Source organism: Legionella adelaidensis (assembly GCF_900637865.1).
Classification (GTDB): domain Bacteria; phylum Pseudomonadota; class Gammaproteobacteria; order Legionellales; family Legionellaceae; genus Legionella_A; species Legionella_A adelaidensis.
In genome coordinates, this window is the sequence record NZ_LR134421.1 from 23,636 (window position 1) to 49,793 (window position 26,158).

Consider the following 26,158-nt stretch of genomic DNA (forward strand, 5'->3'; position numbering starts at 1 on the left):
CAATCAAGGATGGGCATAGTTTATTCTTTATAGTTAATTAAAATTATAAATAGCGTATACCCCACTATATTTTTTAGTCTAATCCTAATTTTTTTAATCGGTACCGTAATGTTCTAAAACTTACTCCGAGGAGTTTAGCTGCCGCTGTTCTATTCCATTTTGTTTTCTCAAGCGCATTTAAAATTAATTCTTTTTCATGCTCTTCAAGTGATTTATCTAAGTTGATGGTTGTTCTAGGGCTTGAAGAAGACTCAACAATTGTCGTTTTGTCAGGGCTTTGTATGTTAGGTAATTGTAAGTCATGGAGTTTGATATCATCTCCATTACAGAGAGTCATTGCTCTTTCCAAGATATTTTCCAGCTCCCTAACATTCCCGGGAAATGGGTATTGTTTTAATGCTGCAATAGCTTCTTTAGATAAAGTTATCGATTTACGGTTTTGTTCTTTTGATAGTTTTGCCAAAATACTATCTGCTATGAGTGGGATATCATTTGCTCTCTCATGTAACGTGGGCACGCGTAGCTCAATAACATCTATGCGATAATAAAGTTCTTGTCGAAATCTACCTGCGGCAATTTCCTCTTGTAAGTTTTTATTACTGGCACTCAAAATACGGACATCAACAGGTATTTCATTGGCCTCGCCTATAGGCTTAACTGCTTTTTCTTGTATCGCCCGTAATAATTTTACTTGCATCGCCAAAGGCAATTCAGCTATTTCATCAAGGAATAAAGTTCCTCCTTGGGCTGCCACAAACAAGCCTTGTTTATCAGCAAATGCGCCTGTAAAACTCCCCTTTTTATGCCCAAAGAATTCTGATTCCATTAATTCACTAGGTATTGCCCCACAATTTACCGCAATAAAAGCTTTTTCACTTCGGGGGCCATAAGCGTGAATTAACCGTGCTACCAATTCTTTCCCTACTCCAGACTCTCCATGAATGAAAACAGGCGCCTGACTGCGTGCCAGTTTATATATGTTTTGTCGTAATGCTTCCATTGCGGGAGTATTGCCCAACAATAATTGGACTTGAGGCTCTGGACGTTGATACATCTCCAATGCTGTTTTAACTAAAGATTTCAGCATGGATAAATCAATAGGTTTTGAGACATAATCAAAAGCGCCCGCTTTTAAAGTATTGACGGCCCCTTCTATATTTCCATAAGCGGTAATCACTGCAACGGGTAATTGCGGTTTATTTTGTTGAATAAAGCGCACTATTTCATAGCCTTCACCATCGGGTAACCGCATATCTGTTAGAACTAAAAAATATTCATTTTTTTTTATCTGTTCTAAACCGTTTTTAAATGTATCAGCAACATCTGAATTTAAACCCATTCGCGAAAGAGTTAATGATAATAGTTCGCGTATGTCAGGCTCATCATCAATAATTAATACTTTGGCATCTTTCATGCTATATCTCTTTAATTTGCTTTGACGTAATCAAAAAACAGCAACCTATAGGAGTGTCTTCCAAACTTAATCTTGCCTGGTTGATTTCACAAAGTTCCTTGGCAATAAAAAGGCCCATACCATTGCCCGTTCTTACCGTACTGAAAAATGGATCAAAGATAGAATTCCTAATTTTTTCAGGAACACCAGGACCTTCATCACATATTTTAATAATAAACTTTTTTTTCTCTTGTATAACAGAAATGGTAATTACTGCTATATCCTCTTTATTCCTGCCATGTTGCATTACATTATCACAAAGTATTACGAAAATTTGCTCCAGTTGGCTTTTATCAAATACCAGGTGTTCATTCTTCGCAGGTATATTTAAATTAATGATACATTGATTAGTTAAACAATAGTCATGTAGGAATTGTTGTAAAAAAGAGTTCATTTCTATGGGTTCAGGTTTGGATTGTTGTCTTCTGGATATTTGCAAAACATTTTTAATGACCCTATCCATTCTTTGACAATTATTTACAATTAATTCTTTTAATCTTTTATCTTCGTCATGGAGATCTTCCCCTTCACCTAGTAATTGAATGGCATGAGATATTACCCCTAACGGATTTCTTAACTCATGAGCAATGCTTGCAGAGAATCTTCCAAGAGATGCCAGTTTTAGCTGTTGCGCTTGTTGAGATAAATCAGTCATATCCTCTAAAAGGATAACCACAGCAGAATCGCCCGCATATTCCGCTGGAAAAAAATGAACTTGTAATGGGGGATGTTCAATTGTGGTTTGTACCGCCTCATGGGGAGTGGTAGAAAAAAATTTACGATATTGTAAATATAATTCTTTTGATAGTTCTTTTAATGATAGGGCCTTTTTGCTTTCAGGCACTTTAAAAAATTGACAAGCAGAAGAGTTAATTAACTTAATACGTCCATTATTTATAAATAGAACCCCATGTTGTAAACGCTCCACTATATACTCATTTAACCGCTGCATGCTTGCCAATTCTCTTGCCTGCAACTTTGCTAAACTTTCACTACTGCGGACCCAACTAGCTAAATACCATGCTGTTAATGCGGTGCCAAAAAAACCTGCCCCATAAACACCCGTAGAAAAAAAACTACCTAAATCATTCATTTCATTGCTACCAAGGTATTGAGCGATGCCAATTCCCAAGAACATGCAGCTGGCAATTGCCGCAAAAAAAACAGCCAGTCGGCCTGGAACTAAAATGCTTAACATAGCAATAGAAGCAATGAGGATAATTCCCAGGCCAGATTGTATATAGCCTATAGCATGAATAAACAACACCATTAATATGACGTCAATGGTCCCTGACCATAGGACCTGATGCTCAAATTTAATTGCCCGTGTTCTACATAAATTTAAAAAAGCAATGCCAAAAATAAAATAGAAAAAGAGCGCTGCGGCATAGTAATAGTTATAAGTAGTAAAATGACCGGAACTATTAATCCAGAAAGCGATAAATAAAGAAAAAATACTAACTAAACGATAAATATTGTAAATATACAACATTCGCCATTGTCGTGACTGCCCTTTTATTGGCATAGATTGAGCCATAATTTCCTATTGTTTTATCTAAATATAGAATACATACTTAAGATACTCCAAAAGGATTTTGGATATGTATTAGTAAAAATTTAGGTAAATTTTAAATAGTTCACCTATTATTAATACATCAATGGTAGAAAACGGAGAGAAATATAATGAACAGTAAGGAAATAGTTAAAGATTCCAAATGTGATGAGAAACAACCTTCTTATTTTAAAGAAGAGCACATTGAAGAAATTCTCAATGAGGAAGAGTATAACGAAGACGAGTTTGACTTTATTCGTTCAACGAACTAGTCCTGTGATTAATCAAGTGTTCTTCGGTAATGCTTCATTGCTAAAAATAAAGCTATTAATAAAAACAAAATAATGGGCCATACATCGTAAAATACTTCTTGAATCCCAACGCCTTTCAGCATAATACCGCGCACAATGTTATTAAAATGCGTTAAAGGTAAAATATTACCAAACCATTGTGCCCAAATAGGCATACCTTTAAAGGGAAAAGCGAAACCGGATAAAAGCAAGGAAGGAATCATAAAGAAAGTGCTTAGTTGGCTTGCTTCTAATTGCGTCGAGGAAAAAGTTGAGAAAAATATTCCTACAAAAAGATTTGCTAAAATAAATGGCAACGTCACTAACAATAATAAGATGAAGCTTCCCAAAAAAGGGATGTTAAAAAAGAAAATGGCCATTAGCAAAATAATAAAAACTTGTGCGTATCCGATTAACAAAAAAGGCAAGGTTTTGCCAATGACGACTTCAGAGGGTAATAAAGAGGTAGCCAACAGACTTTCCAGCGTCCCCATTTCTTTTTCTCGGGTCAAAGCCATTGAAGCCACCATCACAAACGTCATGGTTAGAACTAAACCCAATAACCCCGGTACAATATTGTATTGAGTAATAGCACTAGGGTTATAACGGACTTGTACACGTAAATCAGCAGGCGTTTTGTTTTCATTCAAAAACCCGCCAGGCAAGTCAGGGCTATGCTGAAAAATTGTTTGCATAAGTCCGGAAGAAGCTGAAACCGCATAACCAACAGAGACTGGATCGGTGCCATCGACTTCCAATAATGCGGCGGGGTACTCTCCTCGCACTATTTTTTGGGAAAAATCACTAGGGATAGTTAGAATAAACTGAACTTCATGTGAAACCATCAACTTGTCTGCTTCTTTAGAAGAGCTTGGGAAATACATAAATTTAAAGTAATGCGTATTTTCTAACCCATAAATCAACTCACGCGAAAAAGGGCCGGTGTCGTAATTAATAAGAGCTGACGGCAAATATTTGGGGTTCGCATTAATTGCTAAACCAAAGAGAATAAGTTGTATCAAAGGAAGGCCAATGATGAGCGCGAAGGTGAATCGATCCCTTCTTAATTGAGTAAATTCTTTAGCCACAAGTCCCATGAGGCGAGAAAAAGAGAATTGCGCTTGCGGTTTAATTTTTTGCTTCAATGTCACTTACTCTTTCGTTGACTAAATGGATAAAAACTTCCTCAAGGCTTGTATCCACTTTTTCCCATTTAAACTGTGCATATTGCTTTACTAGTTTATCCAGATATTCACCATTCGTTCCGCTAATGCGTAAAGCATTTCCCCAAGGAACCACTTGTTCGACCTCAGGTTCTTTTTCAATTTCTATGGCGAGTTTCAATACATTTGCCCCCTCAGCAGACCATGTAGTTAAATCTACTTTTCGAATAATGTCTTTTATCGTGCCTTGAATCATTAATTTACCATTAACAATATAAGCCAGACGATTACAACGTTCCGCTTCATCCATGTAATGTGTACTCAACAATACAGTAATACCCTGGGTCGTAAGCTTTGAAATCGTATTCCAAAATTCCCGGCGTGTTTTAGGGTCAACTCCAGCTGTCGGTTCATCTAATAATAAAAGCCTTGGATTATTTAATAGTGCAGCTGCTAAAGAAACCCGCTGCTTCCAACCGCCGGATAATTTTCCTGTTAAAATTTTCTTATATGGGGTGAGAAGTAAATCATTTATTATTTCGTTGACACGATTGACATAGTTATCTTTATTATTGGCTCGTGCAACAAAGATTAAATTCTCATAAACGGTTAAGTCTTTATATAGTGAAAATGTTTGGGGAACATAACCTACTAAGGGTTTAATTAGGTAAGATTGGGTGATAATGTCATAACCTAAGCAAGTTCCTGCGCCCGCATCGGGCTGCATTAAGCCACACAACATACGGATTGTTGTCGTCTTTCCACTACCATTTGGTCCTAAAAAACCAAAAATTTCGCCTTGTTTTACTTGTAAAGAAACATCATCCACCGCAGTTTTGCTGCCGAACTGTTTTCGTAAACCTTTAACATCAATAACGTATTCAGTCATTTACGTTATAAGAAATGTAAATAGGCTGGCCTGGGTGGAGATGATAAGCATCACGGGGTTCAAAATTTGCTTCAATACGATAAACCAATTTTGAATTTGTTTCGGCACTATAAATAACCGGGGGAGTATATTCGGCAGTAGGTGAAATATAACTTATGTGAGCAACATATAAATGGCGGCATCCGTCACAATTAATCATGACTTTATCGTCTAAATGTACACGAGAAAGATCGGTTTGAGGAATATAAAAAATGGCTTTAATATCCTCCGGGGCTAATAAAGAAAGAATAGGTTTTTGAGCTACAGTATATTCCCCTTTGCGATAATATATGTCAAAAACCAGGCCGCTCACGGGTGCGGTCCCTATTTTTTGGTCCTTCATCCAGCGCGCTTCAGCTAACGCTGCCGTTTTGGCCGCAATATTTGCTTGGGCAGCATCTAATTCAGCAATGCTACCTTCATGTTTGGCTTTTTCTGCCTCATAAACGGTTTTTTCAATCGCATTTTTAGTTGCAAGAACTTGATAGCGCTGAGAATTTGATTTTGCTAACTCCAATTGGGCCTTCACTTCTTCTCGTGCTGCATAGGCTTGTTTTAAATTCTCTTCCGCAATATTTAATTGGCTTAATTCTGGTTGTTCATCCAAGGTAAAAAGCAGCTGACCAGTTTTCACAACGTGCCCTTTTCTAACATGAAGTTTTTCCAAAAAACCGGATGCGTTGGTAGCAATATAAGTATATCTGCCTTCTATATATCCATTGGTTTTTTTATTAGGTGATTGAGAGCAGCTATTTAGCAATAACATGGCAAAAAGAGAGAAAATAAAAACCATGAGTCTTATTAGCATTTATTGTAGAACTCCTTTATAAAATCTGATTGGTGCTGCAACCGTTTTTCATTCCAATGAACAGTATTCGTTTTGTTGGCCCAGGATCGAAGCCTGGTTAACAAGCAACCAGACTACAACTTCTTAAATGTTATAACTTTCACTCGTTTTTAATGATTCGAAAATAGCTTTCTCTTCGTCTCTAATGGTTAAAACTTCAAACCCGGTATTTGTAACTAGAATTGTATGCTCCCATTGGGCAGATAGCATACGATCTTTAGTAATAGCAATGTCCCAACCATCTTTGCGAATATGTTTTATATCGGGTTTTCCTTGGTTAATCATAGGTTCAATCGTGAAAGTCATGCCTTCTTTTAATACCGCTCCCGTCTCGGGCTTCCCAAAGTGCATAACCTGGGGGTCCTCATGCATTTGAGTTCCTATACCGTGTCCGCAGTATTCGCGAACCACTGAGTAATGGTTTTTTTCCGCATGTTGCTGGATGGCATGGCCAATATCCCCCAAGGTGGCATTCGGTTTTACTGCCAAAATTCCTTTATACAAGCATTCTCTCGTCACATCGACTAAACGGCGGGCATGCGCAGGTACATTTCCTACACAAAACATTTTGCTGCTATCCCCATAATATCCTTCACTAATCACGGTTACATCCACATTAATAATATCTCCATCCTTTAAAAATTGCTTCTCAGAAGGCATGCCGTGACAAATTACGTGATTTAAAGAGGTATTGACAGAATAAGGATAACCATACTGGCCTTTGCTGCCTGGAATGGCTTTGAGAGTATTTACTATGTAATCTTCGCAAAAGGCATCAATTTCCATAGTAGTAATTCCCGGTTTTATTATCTCACTTACTGCTTCTAATACCTTAGCCGTCAGCTGACCTGCTTTTCGCATTTTTTCAATTTGCTCGGGTGTTTTAATAGCTAACATAGGTACCTTTCTTTTCAAATAAAACGAGTATTTTAACGTAATGTCATGGATTTGCTAGTTAGAACGTGTGATAAGAGTTAAAACATTTTTGCAAGTGTGAATAAATTCCTGAAATTGAGTATCTTTCACAAAATAACCATCCACTTTATATGCTTCAATGGCACACTTATCTTTTTCATTATTTGAAGTAGTTAGGACAAAAATACTCACCCCTGTGAGTTGAGTTTGCTTCCGAAGCGCTTTCAGAAATTCTAGGCCATTCATTTTAGGCATCATTAAATCCAAAACGATAATTTTCGGAGGAATTATAGGTTGATTATTTCTCTTAGCTGTTAATTTAGTTAGCGCCTCTACTCCATCGTGTGCCGTTTGAAATTGAATAGGGAGATTTAGCTTGAAAAGCTCCCTTTCTACATGCATTACGTCAATTTCATCATCATCAACAACTAATATCTCAATAGGTGGTCTACTCTTTGGCATATTCATTACCCTCGCAAAGAGGCAAAGTAAACTGGAATTTTGCTCCTTTATTCAAGGCCGATTTTACATTAATCTGCCCGCCCTTCGCTTCTACTATTTTTTTTGCAATACTTAAGCCTACCCCACAGCTTTCTAAAATGTCACGTGATTGTAAACGTTGATACAATTCAAAAATTTTCTTATGGTATTTCGGATCAATTCCAGGACCATCATCAGCGACATAAAATGTATATTTATCTTTTTCTTTTTTTGCTCCTACCTGAATGTGCCCAGAGGTTTTCTGATGATGTTTAATGCTATTACTGATTAAAATAGATAATACTTCGCGCAGAGGTACGACTGGTGCACTTATCTTTTCTTTTGGCGTTTTTAAATCGATTTGAAAGTTATTCGCCCCCTCCATATTTTTGGTAATTTTTTTTACTAAATCCGGCAAATCTACCATTTGGCATTTGTAATCAATATTGGTAGCTTGCGTATATTTAGATAAGCCGTCTAATAGATTAGACATACGATGCGCTCGTTTACGTAAAGTACTTAAATATTTTTTTGATTGCTCGGATAAATTATTGCCAATATCTTCTTCTATCCAACAAATTAAATGATCCATGGCAGGTAATGGTGACTTTAGATCATGGGAAGCTAAATATACAAAGCGCTCTAATTCATCCTCAGCATGCTTTACTAACAACAAATTAGCTACTCTTGCTTTAAACTCTCTTGGAGAAAAGGGCTTTACCATATAATCTTGGGCCCCTTCGCGAAGCATACGTACACATAAATCATCATTTGCTTTTGCAGTTAATATAATTATAGGTGTGGTTAACATCGATACATGTTTACGTATCGCATGGACCATTTGCTCGCCGTCCATTTTCGGCATCATCACGTCGCTAACAATTAAGGAAGGATGCAATCTGAGCGCTTTTTCCAAACCATCTTCCCCATTAAATGCTCGCTCTACTCTATAGTCGTTTTGCAGTATTTCCATTAAGAATGTATTCATTGCCATATTATCTTCCACAATAAGGATTAATGGCTTTTCTTCTCCTGCTTTGATGCTTGGTTTTAATAAAGGAATTTCAGGAGTTTGACCTAAAGCAATACTTATATCTTCCGGGCTTATAGGAGAGATATACTGATTCTTAATAACTTTGGATTTTCTCGATTTTAAGGGCAAAATTACCATAAATTTTGCTCCTCCTAATTCAGAATCTTCTACTTTGATTTTTCCTTTATGTAATCTGATAAAATCTTTGACAATGGAAAGTCCTAACCCTGTTCCACCATGTTGGCGCGTATTGGATTGTTCAATTTGAAAAAATCGTTCAAAGATTGCCGATTGTAAAGAACGAGGAATACCAGGCCCACTGTCTTCTATACATAAACATACGTGCTTGCTTTTGTATAAAATAATGCGAATTTGACCTTTTTCAGGTGTAAATTTAATCGCATTGGATAATAAATTGATAAGAACGCGTTGGATTTTTTCTCCATCTGCTTCAATTTGTAATTCAGAAGGTAATATACATTCACAATGAATGCTCTTTTTTTCTAAAACGCTTGCGAATAAAGCTACTGTGTGTTTTAAAAGCTGAACTATATCAATCTGGTTATAAACAATTGCCATTTGTCCTGCGTCTAATTTAGCAACATCTAATAAATCATTAACGTGTTTTTGTAATATTTTGGCATTTTCTCTAATTAACTGAATTTTATTTTTACACGTGGTCGGTAACATTTTGTCGTGTAACAAGTTTTCCAATGGACCGAGAATTAACATGAGCGGAGTACGTAACTCATGGCTAACATTAGCAAAAAATCTTGTTTTTATCTCATTTTGCGTAGCTAAATTACGGTTTGCTACTTTAAGCCGCTTATTTATACTTTGAATTTCCTGGGCGCGTTCGTAAATCTCAACTTCCATCTCGCCTGCGCGGGTACGCAATTCTTTCATTATTTTTAATTGGTTTGTACCGGATTTTTTTAGTTGGACATAAGAGGTGACATCTTCAACTCTATGAATAATGTATTTAACGTTATTATCCCCATCCAAAACTGGGCTGTTAACAGGGCTCCAATACCGCACTTCAAATGCCCCCCCTTCTTCTTGTGGCCTACGAATGTCATATTTTTGAATAGCCATGGTATCTATTTTTTTTGTTTTTAATACTGTATTTAATGAATGACGTAGATTACTGACGCCTGTCGCTTGCGGATCGTCTGGGTTATCGGGAAACACTTCAAATATATTTTTTCCTATTATCTTATTTCTCGTAACCATAGTAGCTTGCAGATAACTTTCACTGACTGCAATAATACGGAGTTCCCTATCTAAAATAAGATATAACCCAGGAATGGATTCGAAAATTGACTGGTAGTCAATTTTTTCAATGTGCTGTCCGCTCACTATTGTTACCTTTTTAGTTCCCTTACTGTAAGTATAATTCAATTATTTGTACTATAATTGATCGCAGGCAGCTAGTAGCAGGATATACATATGTCTAGTCATAAACAGATTGAAAGCTTATTAAAGCAAAACGAGAAAAATCAGAGGAATCAAGAGGAGTCCATAGAAATAATTAAACGAAAAACCGGGGTGGTTAAACGCACGGATAATCCTATTGATACCTCTATTGAAGTTGAAGAAGCTACAAAAATTAATTATGACCCTATTGATACTCCTGATGAGTTAGATGAAAAATTAAAGCAAGAGAGGGTTGAAAATGAAGGCTTAGGCCCTAAAGTACGGTAAGAAAGGGTTATACCCTTTCTTGAGAAATACGACTATCTGTTGCAAACGTAGCGATAGCCTCTAAGACTCCTGCACCTATACGATAGAAAAATCGAGAAAATTTAGACTGAAAAAATCCTTTTTTTGCATTATCCATAATAGCAATTCCTTATGCTGTATACTCAAAATTATTGTTGCATACCCTGTTAAATTAGTAAAGATATCTGTCTAAATTGATTTTGGGTGAACAAGGTGGACAGATATTGGTGATAGGTGGCTTAAGTCAAAGCTATAATGTTAGGCTTTGCTGCATCTCGCAGTATAGGGGTATGGGGAGTAACATTTTAGGGTCTTGCTATGAAAATTGGATATGCTCGAGTTTCGACCACTGAACAAAATTTAGAATTGCAATTAGCAGCACTGAAAGAAGCTGGATGCAGTCGTATTTTTCAAGAAAAAATTTCAGGAGCAAAAAAAGATCGTCCTGAATTAGAGCGCTTACTGGATCAACTTCGCCCTAATGACGTAGTGGTTGTTTGGAAATTGGATAGGTTAGCTCGCTCTACTCATCATTTATTGGAATTTGTAGAACGAATAAGGATAGTCGAAGCTTCCTTTTTCTCCCTTTCTGAGCCATGGGCAGATACAACGTCTCATGCAGGTAAAATGATCATGACCGTATTTGCAGGTATTGCTGAATTTGAGCGTGATTTAATTCGTGAGCGCACTTCTGCAGGACGTATAGCGGCTAAACAACGCGGAATTCGATTTGGTCGTCCTAAAAAAATGAATGAGGAACAAAAATTGTTAGCCAAGCGCTTACTGGAGGAAGATAAGACGGTAAGTGAAGTTGCTAAAACATTTAATGTTCATAAAGCCACAATCTATCGTTTATTAGATAAAGAGCATGCCTATAATGAATCATTCTAACAACCTGTCAGGAGGACGCGAGAATCAAATTATAAAAATTGGAAATACGGTTCATCGGCCAACAGGAAAATGGACGAAACAAATACATAAACTACTTCTGCATTTACGTCATACGGGCTTTTACTCTGTCCCAGAGCCTTTAGGGTTTGATGATCAGGGTAGAGAAATAGTCAGTTTTATAGAAGGAGATGTCAGTAATTACCCTTTGAGCCCTAATGCATCATCAATTAAAGCGTTACTTTCAGCGGCTTTATTACTACGTAACTTCCATGATACAACACAAAGTTTTTTGGACAAGATCATCATTGAAAACAATAACTGGCAACTTCCTGCTCGCCAACCTTATGAGGTTATCTGTCATGGCGATTACGCGCCCTATAATATTGTGTTAAATGGAGTAGTAGCTGTTGGGATTATTGATTTTGATACATGTCATCCAGGTCCTCGGGTATGGGATATTGCTTATGCTTTATATCGATGGTGTCCATTTACAAATCCCAACAATCAGGATGGATTTGGCTCTATTGAAGAACAAATTAAAAGAGCTCGTTTATTTTGTCGCTCTTATGGTTTAGCTAATGAAAAAAGACTGGAATTGGCAGAATTAATGGTTGAGCGATTACAGGTGTTAGTTGACTTTATGTTTTCTCAAGCGAGTTTAGGCGATGAGACTTGTAAACTAAATATTAAAGAAGGACATCATTTACTTTATTTAGATGATATTAAATATATTAAAAACAATTTGATTGCATTGGTATCTGGAATTACTGATTAATAGTCCTTAAGTCGGATGGCCGTTCCATTACTCCCAAGCCCCGTATATTATTTGATAAAAAGGAAATTATCGTTATGAAATTTATTTGGAATCTCACATTTTTTAAAAAAATTTTAACTTGCTGGAGTGAGGATAAAGCGCCTACTCTTTCAGCAGCCCTAGCCTATTATACTATTTTCTCATTATGTCCCCTTATTATTATTTGTATTGCAATTGGAGGATTTTTTTTAGAAGAAGAGATGGTACAAGGGAAGGTGCTTAATCAAATTGCTTCCCTCATTGGAATGAGCGCAGCTCAACAAATTAAAACCATGATTGGTCTGGTGAATCAAACCCCTACAGATGGGTTTAATTTTATTTTCGGTATTGTGGTATTAATCTTTGGCGCCTCAGGTTTTTTTGGGCAATTACAAACTAGCATGAACGCTATTTGGCATGTGAAACCGCCAAAGGACAGAGGTATATGGAAAATTATTAAAGATCGTTTTTTATCCGTTACTTTAGTATTAGGGGTAGCCTTTTTATTATTGGTTTCACTTATATTAAGCACGGTCCTAACAACAATAAGTCAATATTTAAGTAATTTTTTTCCAGGAAGCATCTTTATCCACACAATGCTGGATTTTATTGTTTCCATGGGCTCAATAACTGTTCTTTTTGCTTTGCTTTTTAAAGTATTACCTGATGTCGACTTGGAATGGAAAGATGTATGGATAGGTGCTTTTTTCACCGCCATATTGTTCTCAGTTGGTAAAATTTTATTAAGTTTATATCTTACGAAAGGTAATATTGGCAGTGCTTTTGGGGCTGCAGGCGCACTTATTATTATATTAGTGTGGGTTTTTTATTCGGCACAAATTTTATTTATTGGTGCAGAATTTACCAAAGTTTACACAGAATATCGAAGGAATGGGATAAAAACTACTAAAGGCGCAAAGTCTACGCGCTATTAAAATGAATTTCATGCCAATGTGGGATGTAAGTTGGTGCCTGCGGCACCAACTACATATTTATAAATAATTAAAAATAAAATACAAAAGTAAAATAAAACTCAAAACCGCAAAACTTCCGTGAACAAGGACTACGGGTTTGGGAATCTCCTGGGCGGTTAAATCTTTATAAATAAGAAAAAATCCTCCCATTGCCACGATAGCAAAAAGAATAATACTGGCCACCACTATGCCTTTGCCCATTGCAGGGACCATGAGTGCAGCTAATATAAGAATAATTAAAGCAACAGCGGCTACACCCCCGTGGATGAATGCCACTGCTTTGGGAGTTTCTTTATTACGCAGGACTTTGGAAGCCAAAAATGCGCCGAGAAGCGCTGCAATGGCAAAGAGAATAGCTGATAAGATAAACATTTTACTCCTTTAATGACTTAATTTTTTGTAAATTGGCCATTGCTGGCCCCTCAATTACTTCACCCTCAATACTAAAACGGCTTCCATGGCACGGGCAGTCCCATGTTTTTTCGCCCGGATTCCAGTTTACAATGCATTTCATATGGGTACACACCGCTGATACCACATGTAAACCCTGCAACTCATCTTTATAGACTGCATATTTTTCACCTTTTACTTCTATAACTCCGCCAGAATCCGGCTGTAGTTCTTTGACGTCGCTGATAGTACCGCCGCCTGGATAATCCTTCATATATTGGCAAAGAACATTAAAATTTTCTTTTACAATCTGAGGGGCTGCAACAAATGGTTTATGCCGGTTAGGGTCTACTATATCCGCCAATTTATTCTTTTTCCCGACAATTAAATCGGCAAGTAATTTTCCTGCCATCGTTCCGTAAGTTAAGCCATCAGCAAAATACCCGGTTGCTATATATAAATTTTCTTCTTTTAAGCCAATAAAAGGCCGCTTGTCAGCCGTTTGGTAATGTTGTGCGGACCAATGGTGATCAATAGCTTCTACCTCGTAATGCGTATCAATGTAATCCATAATTTCTTGATAATAATTCTTGTTTCCTTGACCGGTTTTGTGATGGTTGCCAGCTACCATTAGGGAATTAATATGGGGTCCGTTAATTGCATGGGTACTAGTAATATAATGGGAGTCGTCCATACACCAAAAATGCCCATTGGGGTATTTATTTCCTTTTAATGAAACTGCAATGACATAACTTCGGTAAGGTGCTTCTACCATTTGGGTGCTGTCTATCCCTTTGGGGATGTGTGTGGCCATCACCACTTTTTTGGCTTTAACCATGCCGCTCGGTGTCTTTAATAGATAACCTTCTTCTGTTTTTTCCATGGCTTCCACAGGAGTATGCTCATATATCTCACACCCTTTGTTTATTAAAATCTGAGCCAGTTCGACAACGTAGAGAAAAGGATTAAATCGCGCTTGATTTTCAATCAGTGCTGCTTTTTTAAAAGGCACCGGAGCTTCCATCTCATCGCTATACTTTATCGCCACGCCTAATTCTTTTAATTCATTTACTTCATTTTCCAATAAGTTTAGGCCGTTATTTTCATTGGCGTAGAAATAAAAAGGACGACGACTAAAATAACAATCAAGGTTGTGCTCTTGTACTGTTTCTTCAATGTAATTGATAGCTTTAGCTCTTGCTTGGGCAATATTGGACTTAACCTCTTTACTAGCGGTTATTCCAGAATAAAGTGGTTGGATAGCAATATACAGATTACCCGTCGAGTGGCCGGTAGTACCGCTTCCTACCGTAAGAGCCTCAAGAATAGCAACGGTTTGGCCTTCTTTTATCAATTCCAGGGCAGTTGTTATGCCCGTAATTCCTGCTCCAATAATTACGGTATCTACCTGAATATCTTTCTTTAGGGCAGGAAGTTTTTTTTCTCTAACTTTTACTTCCCATATTGGCCTTGTGGCTTTGCTATGCAGTATTTCCATAAAAATCCCTTTAAGATTGATTAACTTCCGAATAAAGAATACGGTTTAAGCACCATTAAGTAAAACACAATTAAAAGGCTAATAAAAGCGGGCCAACCTAAGAAAAACCATAGATAGAAATAGCGGTAATAAGTGACTGACAACGGCTTTCCCGTAGCATAGGTTACCTCGGCTATTTGTTTAATTTTTATCTGCAAATACACTACTATAAACCAACATATAGCAGTAATACTGTACCCAATTAAGCCTCCAAGGATCCAAAAAGTGGTTATCGGAATGTTAGCTATATAAACCAAAGCAAGCCCGCTAATGAGTTGCACAAAACCGGAAGTGCTCGTAAAAATCCAATCCGCGATCACTACATAGCGATAAATGGCTACTTTTACGGCTATATCTTGGTATAAATGTCCATAGACCATAACAGCCGCGGTGCCAATTCCGGTACCGAAAACAATGGTGGAACTTAATATATGTATGTATTTAATCCATAAATAAAGCATCATGGCTCCATGGCATACAAAATTAAAATGCTCACTAAAATGGGAATATTTTTTACTATCGGTCCAAACGGTTCTAACCAGTAAAAAGGTATAAATAATGTGATTATTAAAGTATAAAAAATAATTACGAAGATTTGAATTATACAATTTGATTTAATTTTTAGATTAAAGAGCAAAGAGAGACCAATAAAAAAATTAATACAGCAAGCCCCATATAAAAAATACGCTTGCCAATAAGCAGGTATGTTCACAGTAGATAAGAGTTGATAAGACTCTTCTTTAAAGAAAATCGCACTCACAATGGCCGAGAACAACCACATAAAAGCAAGACTTAAGCGCAATAACGGCTGTAATAAAAATAATTTAGCATACCATTTATCTTGCTCAGTACTCGAAAAGCGTTGCAACCCTTTTTCAAAACCAAGAGGTTTAATACCCGTTATATTTTCCAAATCCTGAACTTGTTGGGGACTCGCTTTATTCCCTTTTAATAACATTTGTACCGCATCGCTGTTTATTAAAGGATTTTTAAATAGGTTGCCCAAAAAGCCACCTAAATTTAGAAAAAACGCGGGAATGGGTAAAAAATAGCATTTTGTTCTTCCTAGCCATAAGGCTAGGTGATTGAGGATCTCTTTTAATGACATTGGTTTTTCGCTAACGCAAGCAATGCTTTTTGATTGCGCGAAGGGTTTGTCCAACAATACGAGCATAATATTAACCAGATCATGGACATAAATAGGCTGAAAGTATTGCGTACCATTAGCTGGTAAAGGAATGAATCCAGGGAATACAGCGAGACTACGAAGCAGAACCATTCCTCCTTTCGCTTCAGCTCCATATATAAAAGAGGGTTTTAAAATAAAGAAAGGTACAGCGGATTCATTTTTTAAAAATGTTTCTGCTGCCAGCTTACTTTTTGCATAGGCAGTATCATAATCTTCAATTCCTAAAGCAGACAAATGAATAATTCGCTTAACCCCCGTTTGTTCGCAGGCTTGAAATAGAGCTTTTGGGGTTCTAAAATGTACATCCCAAAGCACTTCTTTATTTTTATTATAAAAAATCCCGACACAGTTAATAACTACATCAATAGCTGCTAATTTTGGCAACCAATCTTCTACATGATGATCAGTATAAAAATCACAGTATACAATTTCAGCTTGAGGAAATTGCCCCTTCGCCAACTCCGTATTTTTTACTGCACAGACAACTTGGAGGCCGGCTTCTAAAAGTTTGCAGGTTACTAAAGAACCGACAAAACCTGTCGCTCCTGTGACTAGTATTTTCATGTGAGTTCCCTCTTCTCCCTTGATACAGTTAGCGGTAATAATGTAAAGAAGCCACGAAATCGATTTGCGAATGGATACTTGATTACGTTACTATTTTCTCAAAAATATCGTTAATTGTAGTGCAGTAGATTGATGCCGGTGAGCCTGACATCTTAAGCTCTCTTGCGAATCCTTACGGCGCCAACTACATTTTTTTTAAAACCCAGGTAGCCGCCTATACAGCTAGCGGCTGCCCCTGTGGCAAATAAAATAAAGGTTAGAAATGCGTTAAGAGTTAATACTTTCTTTGCCGGCTCTAAACCATGCGTCACATCGGCAAAGGTCTCAGTTAGCATAGGAGCATTATTGGTTATTTTTATAGCGACCAGGCTGGCGGTAAAATTGGCATGGAAGGCAGTGTATTGAATCATATTTGTAATGAGAATAATGGTAATTATTAAAAGTAAGGACCAAGCCAGGAAACCGTAAAAAAATCCCCAGGTTTTAGATTGCCCCATATCAGGGGTTAATCGTCCAGCAAACCATCCGGTAGTAAACATAGCAATAATAGCTACAAAACAAAAACTTAGGAATCCTAAAAAGGAGAAGCTTAGATTTCCTTGATCCGTAACAATGAAGCTTGAAAAACTTAGGCCTAAAGCAAGTAAATTAAACAGAAAGTTTATCCCTACTCCCAAGATTGCGGCTGAGAAAAGAGCAGTCCATTTTACGATATCTTTCTCCACATTTATTTCCTTTTAAAGTGCATTGTGAATGGCGGTTGCGGCAATAGCCGCTTGACCCTGGGCGACACTTAATTGATTAAGATCCGAAACGATATCTCCTGCTGCATACAATCCTTTGATAGAGGTTTCCTGATGCTTATCTACAATCAAAGCACCTTTTTGTGTTTTTGCCCCTAAATGCAAAGCGAGTTCGTTATTATTTTTTGTTCCTAGCGCTGAGTAAATTGTGTCAAACTTTAAAGGCTCAATAAAATCTTTTAAATAGATGGTACCTATATCATTTTTTTTAAGAACAATTTTTTTCAGTGAATTTTCTAATAGAACTATGTTATTAGAATGTAATTTATCTTTGTTATCTCTGGTTAAATGTAATTTTTTTCCTAGAGTTAGCAGGCTCACTTGTGCACTGAAATGACGTATGAATAAAGCCGTTTGAAATCCTTTTTCATCTTGTGCGAGCACGGCAATTCTCTTATTACGCACCTCATAAATATCACAAATTGGACAATGCCTTAATAACCCTCTTTCAATGGCATTGGGGATGTTCGGCAAATCCGGTTCTATATCAACAATGCCTGTGGCTACGAGAACGGTTTTGGCATATAGCTTTTGACTAGGAGTTTGGATAATAAATACATTTTCTTTTTCTAATGCAATGACCTGTTCCTTATAAATTTCAATAGCATATTGTGATACTTGTTCTTTCAGCTTCTTTAAAATGTTTTTACCTGAAATACCATTTTTATACCCAGGGTAGTTAAAACTTCGAGGAATTAGATTTGCTCTGCTTTTACCTGTATCAAAAATAGCAAAATTTCGACAGAATCGGGCAAGATAAATCGCGGCAGTTAAACCCGCAGGACCTCCGCCTATAATTACGCAGTCCAATAGCTCCATAAATATCCTTTTAATGGCCCCATCTACAGGTTAGCATAAATTATTGATGAGTTGTAAAACCACCTTCTAATAAAGACAGGACTTACGCAAAACGTCGATCTCTTCGTTAAAAAATGATTTTAATTCGGTCATTTAGTTAATCTAAACTCCCTCATTAAAATCACTTTTTGCTTGACCTCGACGTTTTGCGTAAGTCCTGAAAGAGTCTATAATTTTAATAGATTATCGCGTTAAATTAAGGAGAATTTTCTTATGACGACTTATACGTACAAGGGGTTTGAAGTCGTTTATGAAATTGAACAAGTTAATCATGAAGGCACGTTATTTAAAGCGGATGCGCATGTTATCCCGAAGGACGACTGTAATAATCTTGAAGTGTCGACTCGTTTTCATACTGAATATCCTACGAAAAACGGTGTACAAAAAGAGATAAAAAAACTGGTTGAAAACTATATTGATTTTGAATGGAAAAAATTAAATGAAATGAAACAAGCAGAAAATCAAATTTAATTAATTAACAATTGCTCTCCATTTTGTAAAACAATACTTCGTTTAGACAGTATAGGTTGTCGTTCACCCGGTAAAATAATACCTACTAAATTTAAGGGATCAATTGCCGAAATAGTTACTAAATTACCATCCTCTTTTTCTTTTTTAATTGCACGCAGTGAATCAACAGCTATCGGCAAGGCAAATTGTTCACCCAAGAATCCACTGATAAATCTCCCTCCTCTAATTTCACCCCGTTCTTCTAAACGACGGTAAGTTAGAGCTAACTCGCGCCAAGTAATATTTATTTTTTCGCGCGTCAATAATTCACGAAACATGACGCCATACCTTTTTAGTAATAACCAACCAATCGATTCTAATTGTTCCTCTTTACTTTTTCTGTTAACTTTTTTCAGCAGAGTCCATCGGCCGGATGCCACACGTGGTGTAGCTAGATATCGGGGTCTTTTACCCAAACGACGTTTAGGATCTATTAAAGCACGTAAATTATCGAATCCATCAGCTGTAATTAAACCTGCTGAGACTAGTTCCCATAAACCCATCTCTATTTCTGATTTTAAATGCCCTATCCCTTCAACTATATCCATAAAAAATGATGCCCCATTTTCTTTTAAAAAAGAGAAAATTTCTCTACCGATTGAGCTAACTTTCTGTAACTCATCCTCTTTAATAGGGTGAGTAGTCGACAACCAATCGGACTCCCCGCGCACGAAAAAAGTAATAGGCGTAATACTTGTGGGTTGTATCCGACGATAAGACGGTTGAGTATTGGGATCCATTTCTATGGTGGTAAGGGCAGGATGGGTACGTAAACGCCTCCAACCCACAAGTCCATTTAAACATAGGTTATCAAGCCACTCTTTCTGATAACCATGGATACGTTTGGAGAATACTTCCCTCTCCCAGGCATTCGCAGAAATTTCGAAACCTTGTAATTGCCTTATTATTTCTAATAACCCATTTTCTCCACGTAGTTGAGTTCCGGGAGCGAGATGTTGCCAATTTAATAACCAACGCATAAATTGAGCTGCAGTAACTGGTTCAATTTCTTTGCGTAAAGAAGCCAAGGTCAAGCGGTGAATACGAGCTAAGATGCGACGTTCGCACCATTCTTCTTCATTACTATTTTTAAAATTACCACGAAGGATGGTGCCGGAATTTTCCAAAGTATGAAGGGCCTGAATTACTTCATTGTAATCAAGGTGAAGAAATGCGGCTAGTTCATGCGCAGATAGAGGGCCTAAATAATGCATCCAACCTTGGATAGCATTTACAATGGCTTCCTCTCTAGAATCAACCTCTACAATGATTTTTTGAAATGTAGATAAAAACTGAGTTCGCGGGAAAATTGTTTTTACCACCTGGGTTTTTTCCGTGGCCACTGTGTAATTAAAATGATTCTGCGTGGCTTCTACTATGCGTCCTTGCGCTTTTAATTCGTTGAAAAAAGAATCCCATTTTCTGCTTTCATGGAAAACTTTATTAGCGAGGGTATTCTCCGAGCTATCCTCAACTACGGGAAAAAACACCACAGTTTGTAAAAAATCATGCATTTCATCCGCATCTCGCAGGTCAGGCCAGATTTGTTCTTGCACCGCATGAATAGCTTTAGGGTCTAATTTACCTATTTCATTTTGCAATTGATTGGGCAAAATTCTTCTCATTTCGACGGCCCTCGCCCTTCTTTCTTCTAACGGGGCATCATCTAAAAAAGCATAGGGGTTAGCATTTAATATTTCATGAGAAAAAACGGACGGAATGGGAGTATCAATAGCAACACATTTAATTTCCCCTTTTTTCATTTTTTTTAGAACTTTTATGAGCCCATGTAAATCCAATGCTTCATCAAGGCAGTCTTTCATTGTTTCATTGATTAAGGGGTGATTGGGTAATTTAAGATCTTTTTCCACGAGGTTATCTTGACAAGCTGCCGCGTCAGGGAAAACAGCAGCTAATAAATCGTCAGATAACATCCGAATTATATTGAGAGGCAGTTTCTTTCCATTTCGGAAGCGAACCAGGGCTAACGAGCGCATCGCATCCCAACGCCAACGCGTAGTAAATAAAGGCGATTGCAAAACTGCCTGGACGAGTACTTCTTTAATCGTGCTAGGATGAAGGAAATTAAATACATCAGCAAGCGGAAAGCTATGTTGTTCTGCTAGTGAAATATTAATGCCATTATCAGTAGCAGCAGCTTGTAGCTCGAAATTAAACGAACGACAGAAACGTTTACGCAAAGCCAACCCCCACGCTTTATTAATTCGGGCGCCAAAAAGGGAGTGAATAATGAGCTGCATACCTCCTGATTCGTCAAAAAACCGCTCTATTACCACGGTTTCTTGTGTAGGAATCGTACCTAAAATTTGCCGGCCTTCTACCAAATACTGTATCACTTGCTCAGCACCTGCTTCATTCAAGTGGCAATATTCTTTAAGCCAGGCAACAGCCGGGAGTATATTTTTGTTTTTGTTAAGCTCATGAGTAATTTGCATGGACTCTGGAAGCATGTCACTTATTTTTTTTCGTAAAAACGAAAGCGATTCAGATAATTCAACTGTACGGGAAGGCGCTTCCCCTCTCCAGAATGGAACGCTTGGCGGGGCACCATGCGCATCCTCAACTAATACCCTACCTCTTGCACTTTCTATACGCTTAACTTTCCAAGAGGTGCTACCCAAAAGAATAATATCCCCCCTATTACTTTCCACCGCAAAATCTTCATCCAAGGTTCCGACTATTGCTTCATTAGGCTCAGCTACTACAGTAAATAAACCATTTTCAGGAATAGCCCCGCCGCTCGTAATTGCAGTTAGGCGGCTACCGCGACGTGATTTTATAATTCCATGGACTTTGTCGTGAAATAAATAAGCACTATAGCGGCTTCTTGCTCCCGCAATTCCTTCGGTGAGCATGCTAATGACCTCATTAAAAGTTTTTTTCTTTAGATGGCGATACGGAAAAGCTTTTTTAATCAAATGAAATAATTCTTCCACTTTCCAATCTTCAGTCGCCACACAAGCAACAATTTGTTGCGCTAAAATATCTAAAGGTTCTTCTGGAATAATTAAATTGTCTAATTCGCCTTGTTTGATGGCATATACCAAAGATGCAGCCTCTACTAGCTCATCTCGTGTAGTTACAAAAAATTTCCCCTTGGAAATAGCTCCATACCAATGCCCTGCCCGTCCCACACGTTGTAATGCTACAGCAATAGACCGTGTAGATCCGATTTGACAGACCAAATCAATAGAACCTATGTCTATACCTAATTCTAAAGAGGCGGTAGCCACTAATGCTTTTAACTCGCCATTTTTTAATTTACTCTCGGCTTGTAAACGAAGTTTTCTGGATAAGCTACCATGATGCGCCAATACGTTTTCTTTACCAATGCGCAGAGCCAAGTGATGGGCAACTCTTTCAGCCAATTTACGCGTATTGACGAATATAAGGGTAGACCGGTTTTTCTGAATTAATTGGGTTAAGCGATCATATATTTCATCCCACATTTCATTTGAAGCTACGGGCCCAAGTTCACTCGAAGGGACTTCAATACTAAGTTCCAAGTGGCGTCTATTATCAATACTTATAATCTTAGGATTAGAATCTGCCGTATTTTTCATGAAATCCGCAACCAAAGAGAGTGGCTTTTGTGTTGCGGAAAGACTTATTCTATTGGGCTGCTTAACGGATAATTCGTCTAACCGTACTAGTGAAAGCAACAAATGGGTTCCTCTTTTACTATTAGCCAAGGCATGGATCTCATCAATAATTACGGTCTCTACATGACGTAGGTTCTCCCTGCTTTTTGCCGCGGTCAGTAAAAGATATAGCGATTCTGGAGTGGTAACTAATATATGGGGAGGTCTTTTGAGCATGGCTTGCCGCTCTTTAGCCAATGTATCGCCTGTTCGTACTGCCACATGGATACTATCCATGTGGATACCTTTTTTTACTGCTATTTCTTGTATTTCGGCTAAGGGTTTTAAAAGATTTTTTTGCACATCGTTTGTAAGCGCTTTTAAAGGTGAAACATAAACGACTTGAGTAACATGAGATAAACGCCCTTCCACCGCTTGACGAACTAGCTTGTCGATACAAACCAGGAAAGCCGCTAATGTTTTTCCGGAGCCTGTGGGCGCTGAAATTAATACGTTTTGATCTTGTAGAATAGCGGGCCATCCCTCAATTTGCGGTTCAGTTGGATTCGCAAAATAGGAATAAAACCACTCACGGACTAATGGGTGTGCCCAATTCAAAGTATCAGATAAATCTTTGGAAATCATAAATACAGTGTAGATTAAATTTATCCAGTAAAAGAATTTTCTTTATATTTTATTATAGGGTTAAGCCATTTGAATAATTCGAAACTGTTTCACTTTCAACGCAAGCTGAGGAAGCGATGTCGGCATCAGCAGTATCTTTTTCTTTTGGTACAAGTGGACTACCGCCAGGAAGCGGAGCTTTCCTATTCAGCGGCGACATTGCCTGTTTAAGTAATTTGGTATAGCTATTTTCAATTTGCTGAATGGTGTGGTTAGGATGAGGCACCCCAACGCTTTTTATAACATTGAAAGGAAATAAATATTCGCCCATTGATTTGAAAAAGAGATGGACAGAAGCAAAAAAGTGGTGGAAAGAGTGGCCTAAATTGAAGTTTAAATTACTACAAATTCTCCCAATAGTAATAGCACTAATGAAACTAATTAGTTTAATAATAGAAGCTGAAAAGGAATAGCCTAAATAAAGGATTTCTCCGCCAAACAGGAGTAATTTTACCCCATCTTTTTTTAGCTTGTCGCCTAAAGAAATCAAGGATCTTTTAATCGGGGCCAAAGAATTTTCACGATGTTGGATTTTAGCAATAGTGCTTAATACTAAAGCAATAAAAACTCTTAAAATGGCCGGTATATACGAAAGTGGATTAGAAAAAATTTGAAAAGCAATGGAATGTTGCTCTTCAGGATATAAGATTTTCTTTAAAGATTTGCTGTCTTTTTCACTGAAATATATTTCCAGGTGCCTATATAAAGTAAACAGCTTTTTAGGATCCATCTTAGGTAAATCACTTGCATGCTGGCAAAGCCAACGGGCTAATTGTAAGCGGGTAAGTTCCTGTTTATCTGTATTCAATAAAGTGGGATCAATAGTTAAAACCAGATAATTTTTTTCTTGAATTTCCGAGCTTAAGCCTTCATAAAGCAAAATGGCAAATTTAGCACCGATAAAGGGATAGCCCAATTCAGGAACTCTTCCTAAATCTTCTTTTAAATGATGACCTAACCAGGGAATAGGATGCCCGGCTATACCATTAGTTAAAACATATCCTAATGAGTAGGCAGCAGAAATATAGGCTCCAACAGTAAGAGGATCTTCACCCACTTTATAAAGGGTCTTCATAGTATTTGCTGAACTTCCGTGCAGAAATGTATCCCAAGCAGCAGCAAAAAATTGTCCTTGAGTAGACCCCCCGGCTATAGCCGCCCCTTCTTTCGAAGACGCCATAGAGTAAGATAAATTACTTATCCAGTTAACATAGCGGGAACCTAGTAAAGAGGCTGTTTCTGCAGGTTTAAAAATTGCGGCTACGCCTAAGGCGTACCCTGTAGTAAATACACAGCCACCGAAAGGGTCCTTGGCGAATAAATTGTGCAAAAATATGTTTGCAAAAGCATTTATCCCTTTGGTTATAGATAACAAGGGATCATTTTCTTCATCAGCGTTCAGAGGATAATCAATGCAAGCATACTTACTTTGTGCGGGTAGTTCGCGATCTTGATAGGCATAGCCGCATTCTGCAAGAATTTTTTGTAAGCGTGATTCTTCTTTGCTATGCATGAGTATAAGATCATCAGATAATTCTTTTAGTATATCGTCTAACGGGGATAGTGGCGTGGTGGCTTCCCAGTCGTTAATAATTTCGCCAGGCATACGTATTACCAGATCATCACGAAAATCTTCTACCCCATATAATAAATCTTTAATAACATTGATAATTTGGGTAAAAAATTTGAATGGTTTTTTCCATAATGGCTGATTGGGGCTTGCAAACTGTTGTAGTCTGGCACTATCAAGATGAAAGTCTTTATTTTGCCATGTTTCTACTTCTAAAGGATATGTTTTAAAAAAAATGCCAGAAACAATATTGAAACAATATTGACCTATACTTTTTAGGAATACGGAAAAGCTACGGTAAACTTTCCATCGTGTAGAATGTATCACATCAAGATCTTCGACCTCCCCCCCATTACAAACTTGCGGCTGATTATCACGATTAAATATAACCCTATCCCAACCTTCTATAAAACTAATAGCGGTTAGCACCTCTCTTTCCCTTTGAGGAGATAATCCATCTTCTGTAAAATTATACGTTATTAGATCAGTTGCATTTTGGGAAAATATACCTTGATGGTTGGGGGAGATAGCATTGCAAAGATGTGGTCGATAATCTTCAATTTCCTTTCTGGCGTCCTCAATGCAATCATTTAACATCCCACGGGTGAGAGCAAAAGGCCTTTTTTGATTGAAGGTTAAATCTTGATTAATTCCTTGTAATTCATACAAGCCAAACATCATTTGTTTTCTAATAAATTGCAACAAGGAGTTTTTACCTTTTGCGTTCGTCGCTTCTCTCACGCGATGTATTTTTTCCAAAGAACCAAGATATTCAGTGGCTCTTTTAATATCAGCAGCCAGATCAGAATGAAGCGTTTCACATAATTGTAGGTCAAACTCTTTAATATCCTGAAAAGAAATTTCCAGGTTATCCTTAAGATCCTGTAATTTTTTTATATAATTTTTTATAGACTTTGTGATTTTATTGATGCCGACATCTCTATTAATTAGACATTCTATTTCTTGCAGTGCTTCGAAGCGATCTTGGTATAAATCCAGTAGTTTTTCTTTAATTTTATAAGAGTTACTTATCATTCCTTTGGTAATGCGATTAATAGTAATGAGACGATATTCACCCAGCTTCCCTATCACTCGGCTGGTCAAAGCATGGGTATTGATTACTCCGTACCGTACCGCTTTTCTTAACACACTGGCTTCAGTTTGCCATAGTAAAGCCTGAGGTGCGTCATTGTGTGAAATTAATTTAACAGTGTGTTTTGAATCAGGATGAGAAATAAATTTATCAAAAATAACTCTACGCTTGGAAGCGCCAATTCCTGGTACTGCAGAGGGCTCCACTAAAGACAAATGAACGGCTTCATTTATTAAGAACTGTCTATATTGCTCTCTGTTATATTCCGAAAGCAGTTTCTTTGCGCTAATTGAACGAAACATCAACACTCTTTCAAA

23 protein-coding genes are annotated in these 26,158 nt (G+C 37.4%); 6 read left to right on the plus strand and 17 right to left on the minus strand.

Going from position 1 to position 26,158, the window contains the following annotated elements:
• Positions 1-73 precede the first annotated feature (73 nt).
• Entirely contained in the window at positions 74-1,414 is a 1,341-nt protein-coding gene (locus tag EL206_RS04305; RefSeq protein WP_058461545.1) for a sigma-54-dependent transcriptional regulator, read from the minus strand.
• Position 1,415: 1 nt separating this feature from the next.
• Positions 1,416-2,990, minus strand: coding sequence for a sensor histidine kinase (locus EL206_RS04310; RefSeq protein ID WP_058461546.1), 1,575 nt, complete (start codon positions 2,988-2,990; stop codon positions 1,416-1,418).
• Between the two features lie 146 nt (positions 2,991-3,136).
• Here EL206_RS04310 and EL206_RS09960 point away from each other — a divergent pair, with 146 nt between their 5' ends.
• Entirely contained in the window at positions 3,137-3,277 is a 141-nt protein-coding gene (locus EL206_RS09960) for a hypothetical protein (protein WP_157058188.1), read from the plus strand.
• 8 nt (positions 3,278-3,285) lie between these two features.
• Here the strand turns inward: EL206_RS09960 and EL206_RS04315 are convergent, their stop codons facing one another.
• The 6 genes from EL206_RS04315 to EL206_RS04340 all read right to left on the minus strand — a co-directional run bounded on the left by EL206_RS04315 (position 3,286) and on the right by EL206_RS04340 (position 10,020).
• Positions 3,286-4,392, minus strand: a complete 1,107-nt coding sequence (locus EL206_RS04315; protein ID WP_058462352.1) for an ABC transporter permease — start codon at positions 4,390-4,392, stop codon at positions 3,286-3,288.
• Between the two features lie 31 nt (positions 4,393-4,423).
• Positions 4,424-5,347 (minus strand): ABC transporter ATP-binding protein, encoded by a 924-nt coding sequence (locus EL206_RS04320; protein WP_058461547.1) that lies wholly within the window; start codon positions 5,345-5,347, stop codon positions 4,424-4,426.
• Positions 5,340-6,194, minus strand: a complete 855-nt coding sequence (locus tag EL206_RS04325) for an HlyD family secretion protein (RefSeq protein ID WP_065310924.1) — start codon at positions 6,192-6,194, stop codon at positions 5,340-5,342. Before EL206_RS04325 ends, EL206_RS04320 begins: the two co-directional genes overlap by 8 nt.
• A 123-nt stretch (positions 6,195-6,317) precedes the next feature.
• Positions 6,318-7,130: a type I methionyl aminopeptidase gene (gene map, locus EL206_RS04330; RefSeq protein WP_058461549.1), complete on the minus strand. Its 813-nt coding sequence runs from the start codon at positions 7,128-7,130 to the stop codon at positions 6,318-6,320.
• 54 nt (positions 7,131-7,184) lie between these two features.
• A complete protein-coding gene (locus EL206_RS04335; RefSeq protein WP_232048516.1) occupies positions 7,185-7,616 on the minus strand; it encodes a response regulator in 432 nt (143 codons plus the stop codon).
• Positions 7,597-10,020 (minus strand): ATP-binding protein, encoded by a 2,424-nt coding sequence (locus EL206_RS04340; protein ID WP_131739685.1) that lies wholly within the window; start codon positions 10,018-10,020, stop codon positions 7,597-7,599. The genes EL206_RS04335 and EL206_RS04340 overlap by 20 nt, the downstream gene beginning before the upstream one ends.
• Positions 10,021-10,110: 90 nt before the next feature.
• Here EL206_RS04340 and EL206_RS04345 point away from each other — a divergent pair, with 90 nt between their 5' ends.
• A complete protein-coding gene (locus EL206_RS04345) occupies positions 10,111-10,365 on the plus strand; it encodes a hypothetical protein (protein ID WP_058461551.1) in 255 nt (84 codons plus the stop codon).
• Between the two features lie 7 nt (positions 10,366-10,372).
• Here the strand turns inward: EL206_RS04345 and EL206_RS10160 are convergent, their stop codons facing one another.
• A complete protein-coding gene (locus EL206_RS10160) occupies positions 10,373-10,501 on the minus strand; it encodes a hypothetical protein (protein WP_267885269.1) in 129 nt (42 codons plus the stop codon).
• A 200-nt stretch (positions 10,502-10,701) separates the two neighbouring features.
• On the opposite strand from EL206_RS10160, the gene EL206_RS04350 reads away from it, so the two are divergent.
• The 3 genes from EL206_RS04350 (at position 10,702) to EL206_RS04360 (ending at position 13,002) form a co-directional block, all read left to right on the plus strand.
• Positions 10,702-11,274, plus strand: coding sequence for a recombinase family protein (locus tag EL206_RS04350; protein ID WP_058461552.1), 573 nt, complete (start codon positions 10,702-10,704; stop codon positions 11,272-11,274).
• The gene (locus EL206_RS04355; RefSeq protein WP_058461553.1) at positions 11,261-12,049 is read left to right on the plus strand and encodes a phosphotransferase enzyme family protein; all 789 of its coding nucleotides are present in this window, start codon (positions 11,261-11,263) and stop codon (positions 12,047-12,049) included. The genes EL206_RS04350 and EL206_RS04355 overlap by 14 nt, the downstream gene beginning before the upstream one ends.
• A gap of 74 nt (positions 12,050-12,123) precedes the next feature.
• Entirely contained in the window at positions 12,124-13,002 is an 879-nt protein-coding gene (locus EL206_RS04360; protein WP_058461554.1) for a YihY/virulence factor BrkB family protein, read from the plus strand.
• Positions 13,003-13,059: 57 nt separating this feature from the next.
• On the opposite strand, the gene EL206_RS04365 is transcribed toward EL206_RS04360, so the two are convergent.
• From EL206_RS04365 to EL206_RS04390, 6 genes are all read right to left on the minus strand, one after another.
• Positions 13,060-13,413: a hypothetical protein gene (locus EL206_RS04365; protein ID WP_058461555.1), complete on the minus strand. Its 354-nt coding sequence runs from the start codon at positions 13,411-13,413 to the stop codon at positions 13,060-13,062.
• Between the two features lies 1 nt (position 13,414).
• Positions 13,415-14,929 carry an FAD-dependent oxidoreductase gene (locus EL206_RS04370; RefSeq protein WP_058461556.1) on the minus strand — a complete coding sequence of 505 codons (1,515 nt, stop codon included), beginning with the start codon at positions 14,927-14,929 and terminating at the stop codon, positions 13,415-13,417.
• A gap of 20 nt (positions 14,930-14,949) precedes the next feature.
• Positions 14,950-15,432 carry a DUF2269 family protein gene (locus tag EL206_RS04375; RefSeq protein ID WP_324607125.1) on the minus strand — a complete coding sequence of 161 codons (483 nt, stop codon included), beginning with the start codon at positions 15,430-15,432 and terminating at the stop codon, positions 14,950-14,952.
• Positions 15,429-16,721 (minus strand): SDR family oxidoreductase, encoded by a 1,293-nt coding sequence (locus EL206_RS04380; RefSeq protein WP_058461558.1) that lies wholly within the window; start codon positions 16,719-16,721, stop codon positions 15,429-15,431. Before EL206_RS04380 ends, EL206_RS04375 begins: the two co-directional genes overlap by 4 nt.
• Before the next feature lie 152 nt (positions 16,722-16,873).
• The gene (locus EL206_RS04385; protein WP_058461559.1) at positions 16,874-17,446 is read right to left on the minus strand and encodes a hypothetical protein; all 573 of its coding nucleotides are present in this window, start codon (positions 17,444-17,446) and stop codon (positions 16,874-16,876) included.
• 12 nt (positions 17,447-17,458) lie between these two features.
• Positions 17,459-18,343, minus strand: coding sequence for an NAD(P)/FAD-dependent oxidoreductase (locus EL206_RS04390; RefSeq protein WP_058461560.1), 885 nt, complete (start codon positions 18,341-18,343; stop codon positions 17,459-17,461).
• A 252-nt stretch (positions 18,344-18,595) separates the two neighbouring features.
• Here EL206_RS04390 and EL206_RS04395 point away from each other — a divergent pair, with 252 nt between their 5' ends.
• On the plus strand, positions 18,596-18,853 hold the full coding sequence (locus EL206_RS04395; RefSeq protein WP_058461561.1) for a hypothetical protein: 258 nt from the start codon (positions 18,596-18,598) through the stop codon (positions 18,851-18,853).
• Here EL206_RS04395 and EL206_RS04400 read toward each other — a convergent pair.
• Together EL206_RS04400 and EL206_RS04405 are read right to left on the minus strand one after the other, a co-directional pair.
• The gene (locus EL206_RS04400; RefSeq protein WP_058461562.1) at positions 18,850-23,139 is read right to left on the minus strand and encodes a DEAD/DEAH box helicase; all 4,290 of its coding nucleotides are present in this window, start codon (positions 23,137-23,139) and stop codon (positions 18,850-18,852) included. The two genes, EL206_RS04395 and EL206_RS04400, sit on opposite strands and share 4 nt — an antisense overlap.
• A 52-nt stretch (positions 23,140-23,191) precedes the next feature.
• On the minus strand, positions 23,192-26,143 hold the full coding sequence (locus EL206_RS04405; protein WP_058461563.1) for a hypothetical protein: 2,952 nt from the start codon (positions 26,141-26,143) through the stop codon (positions 23,192-23,194).
• Positions 26,144-26,158 lie beyond the last annotated feature (15 nt).

What these genes read in the sequence shown, in the direction of transcription:
- EL206_RS04305 (WP_058461545.1), bottom strand. Translation starts at nt 1,414, where the DNA reads ATGAAAGATGCCAAAGTATTAATTATTGATGATGAGCCTGACATACGC.
- EL206_RS04310 (WP_058461546.1), bottom strand. Translation starts at nt 2,990, where the DNA reads ATGGCTCAATCTATGCCAATAAAAGGGCAGTCACGACAATGGCGAATG.
- EL206_RS09960 (WP_157058188.1), top strand. Translation starts at nt 3,137, where the DNA reads ATGAACAGTAAGGAAATAGTTAAAGATTCCAAATGTGATGAGAAACAA.
- EL206_RS04315 (WP_058462352.1), bottom strand. Translation starts at nt 4,392, where the DNA reads ATGGGACTTGTGGCTAAAGAATTTACTCAATTAAGAAGGGATCGATTC.
- EL206_RS04320 (WP_058461547.1), bottom strand. Translation starts at nt 5,347, where the DNA reads ATGACTGAATACGTTATTGATGTTAAAGGTTTACGAAAACAGTTCGGC.
- EL206_RS04325 (WP_065310924.1), bottom strand. Translation starts at nt 6,194, where the DNA reads ATGCTAATAAGACTCATGGTTTTTATTTTCTCTCTTTTTGCCATGTTA.
- map (WP_058461549.1), bottom strand. Translation starts at nt 7,130, where the DNA reads ATGTTAGCTATTAAAACACCCGAGCAAATTGAAAAAATGCGAAAAGCA.
- EL206_RS04335 (WP_232048516.1), bottom strand. Translation starts at nt 7,616, where the DNA reads ATGAATATGCCAAAGAGTAGACCACCTATTGAGATATTAGTTGTTGAT.
- EL206_RS04345 (WP_058461551.1), top strand. Translation starts at nt 10,111, where the DNA reads ATGTCTAGTCATAAACAGATTGAAAGCTTATTAAAGCAAAACGAGAAA.
- EL206_RS10160 (WP_267885269.1), bottom strand. Translation starts at nt 10,501, where the DNA reads ATGGATAATGCAAAAAAAGGATTTTTTCAGTCTAAATTTTCTCGATTT.
- EL206_RS04350 (WP_058461552.1), top strand. Translation starts at nt 10,702, where the DNA reads ATGAAAATTGGATATGCTCGAGTTTCGACCACTGAACAAAATTTAGAA.
- EL206_RS04355 (WP_058461553.1), top strand. Translation starts at nt 11,261, where the DNA reads ATGAATCATTCTAACAACCTGTCAGGAGGACGCGAGAATCAAATTATA.
- EL206_RS04360 (WP_058461554.1), top strand. Translation starts at nt 12,124, where the DNA reads ATGAAATTTATTTGGAATCTCACATTTTTTAAAAAAATTTTAACTTGC.
- EL206_RS04365 (WP_058461555.1), bottom strand. Translation starts at nt 13,413, where the DNA reads ATGTTTATCTTATCAGCTATTCTCTTTGCCATTGCAGCGCTTCTCGGC.
- EL206_RS04370 (WP_058461556.1), bottom strand. Translation starts at nt 14,929, where the DNA reads ATGGAAATACTGCATAGCAAAGCCACAAGGCCAATATGGGAAGTAAAA.
- EL206_RS04375 (WP_324607125.1), bottom strand. Translation starts at nt 15,432, where the DNA reads ATGATGCTTTATTTATGGATTAAATACATACATATATTAAGTTCCACC.
- EL206_RS04380 (WP_058461558.1), bottom strand. Translation starts at nt 16,721, where the DNA reads ATGAAAATACTAGTCACAGGAGCGACAGGTTTTGTCGGTTCTTTAGTA.
- EL206_RS04390 (WP_058461560.1), bottom strand. Translation starts at nt 18,343, where the DNA reads ATGGAGCTATTGGACTGCGTAATTATAGGCGGAGGTCCTGCGGGTTTA.
- EL206_RS04395 (WP_058461561.1), top strand. Translation starts at nt 18,596, where the DNA reads ATGACGACTTATACGTACAAGGGGTTTGAAGTCGTTTATGAAATTGAA.
- EL206_RS04400 (WP_058461562.1), bottom strand. Translation starts at nt 23,139, where the DNA reads ATGATTTCCAAAGATTTATCTGATACTTTGAATTGGGCACACCCATTA.
- EL206_RS04405 (WP_058461563.1), bottom strand. Translation starts at nt 26,143, where the DNA reads ATGTTTCGTTCAATTAGCGCAAAGAAACTGCTTTCGGAATATAACAGA.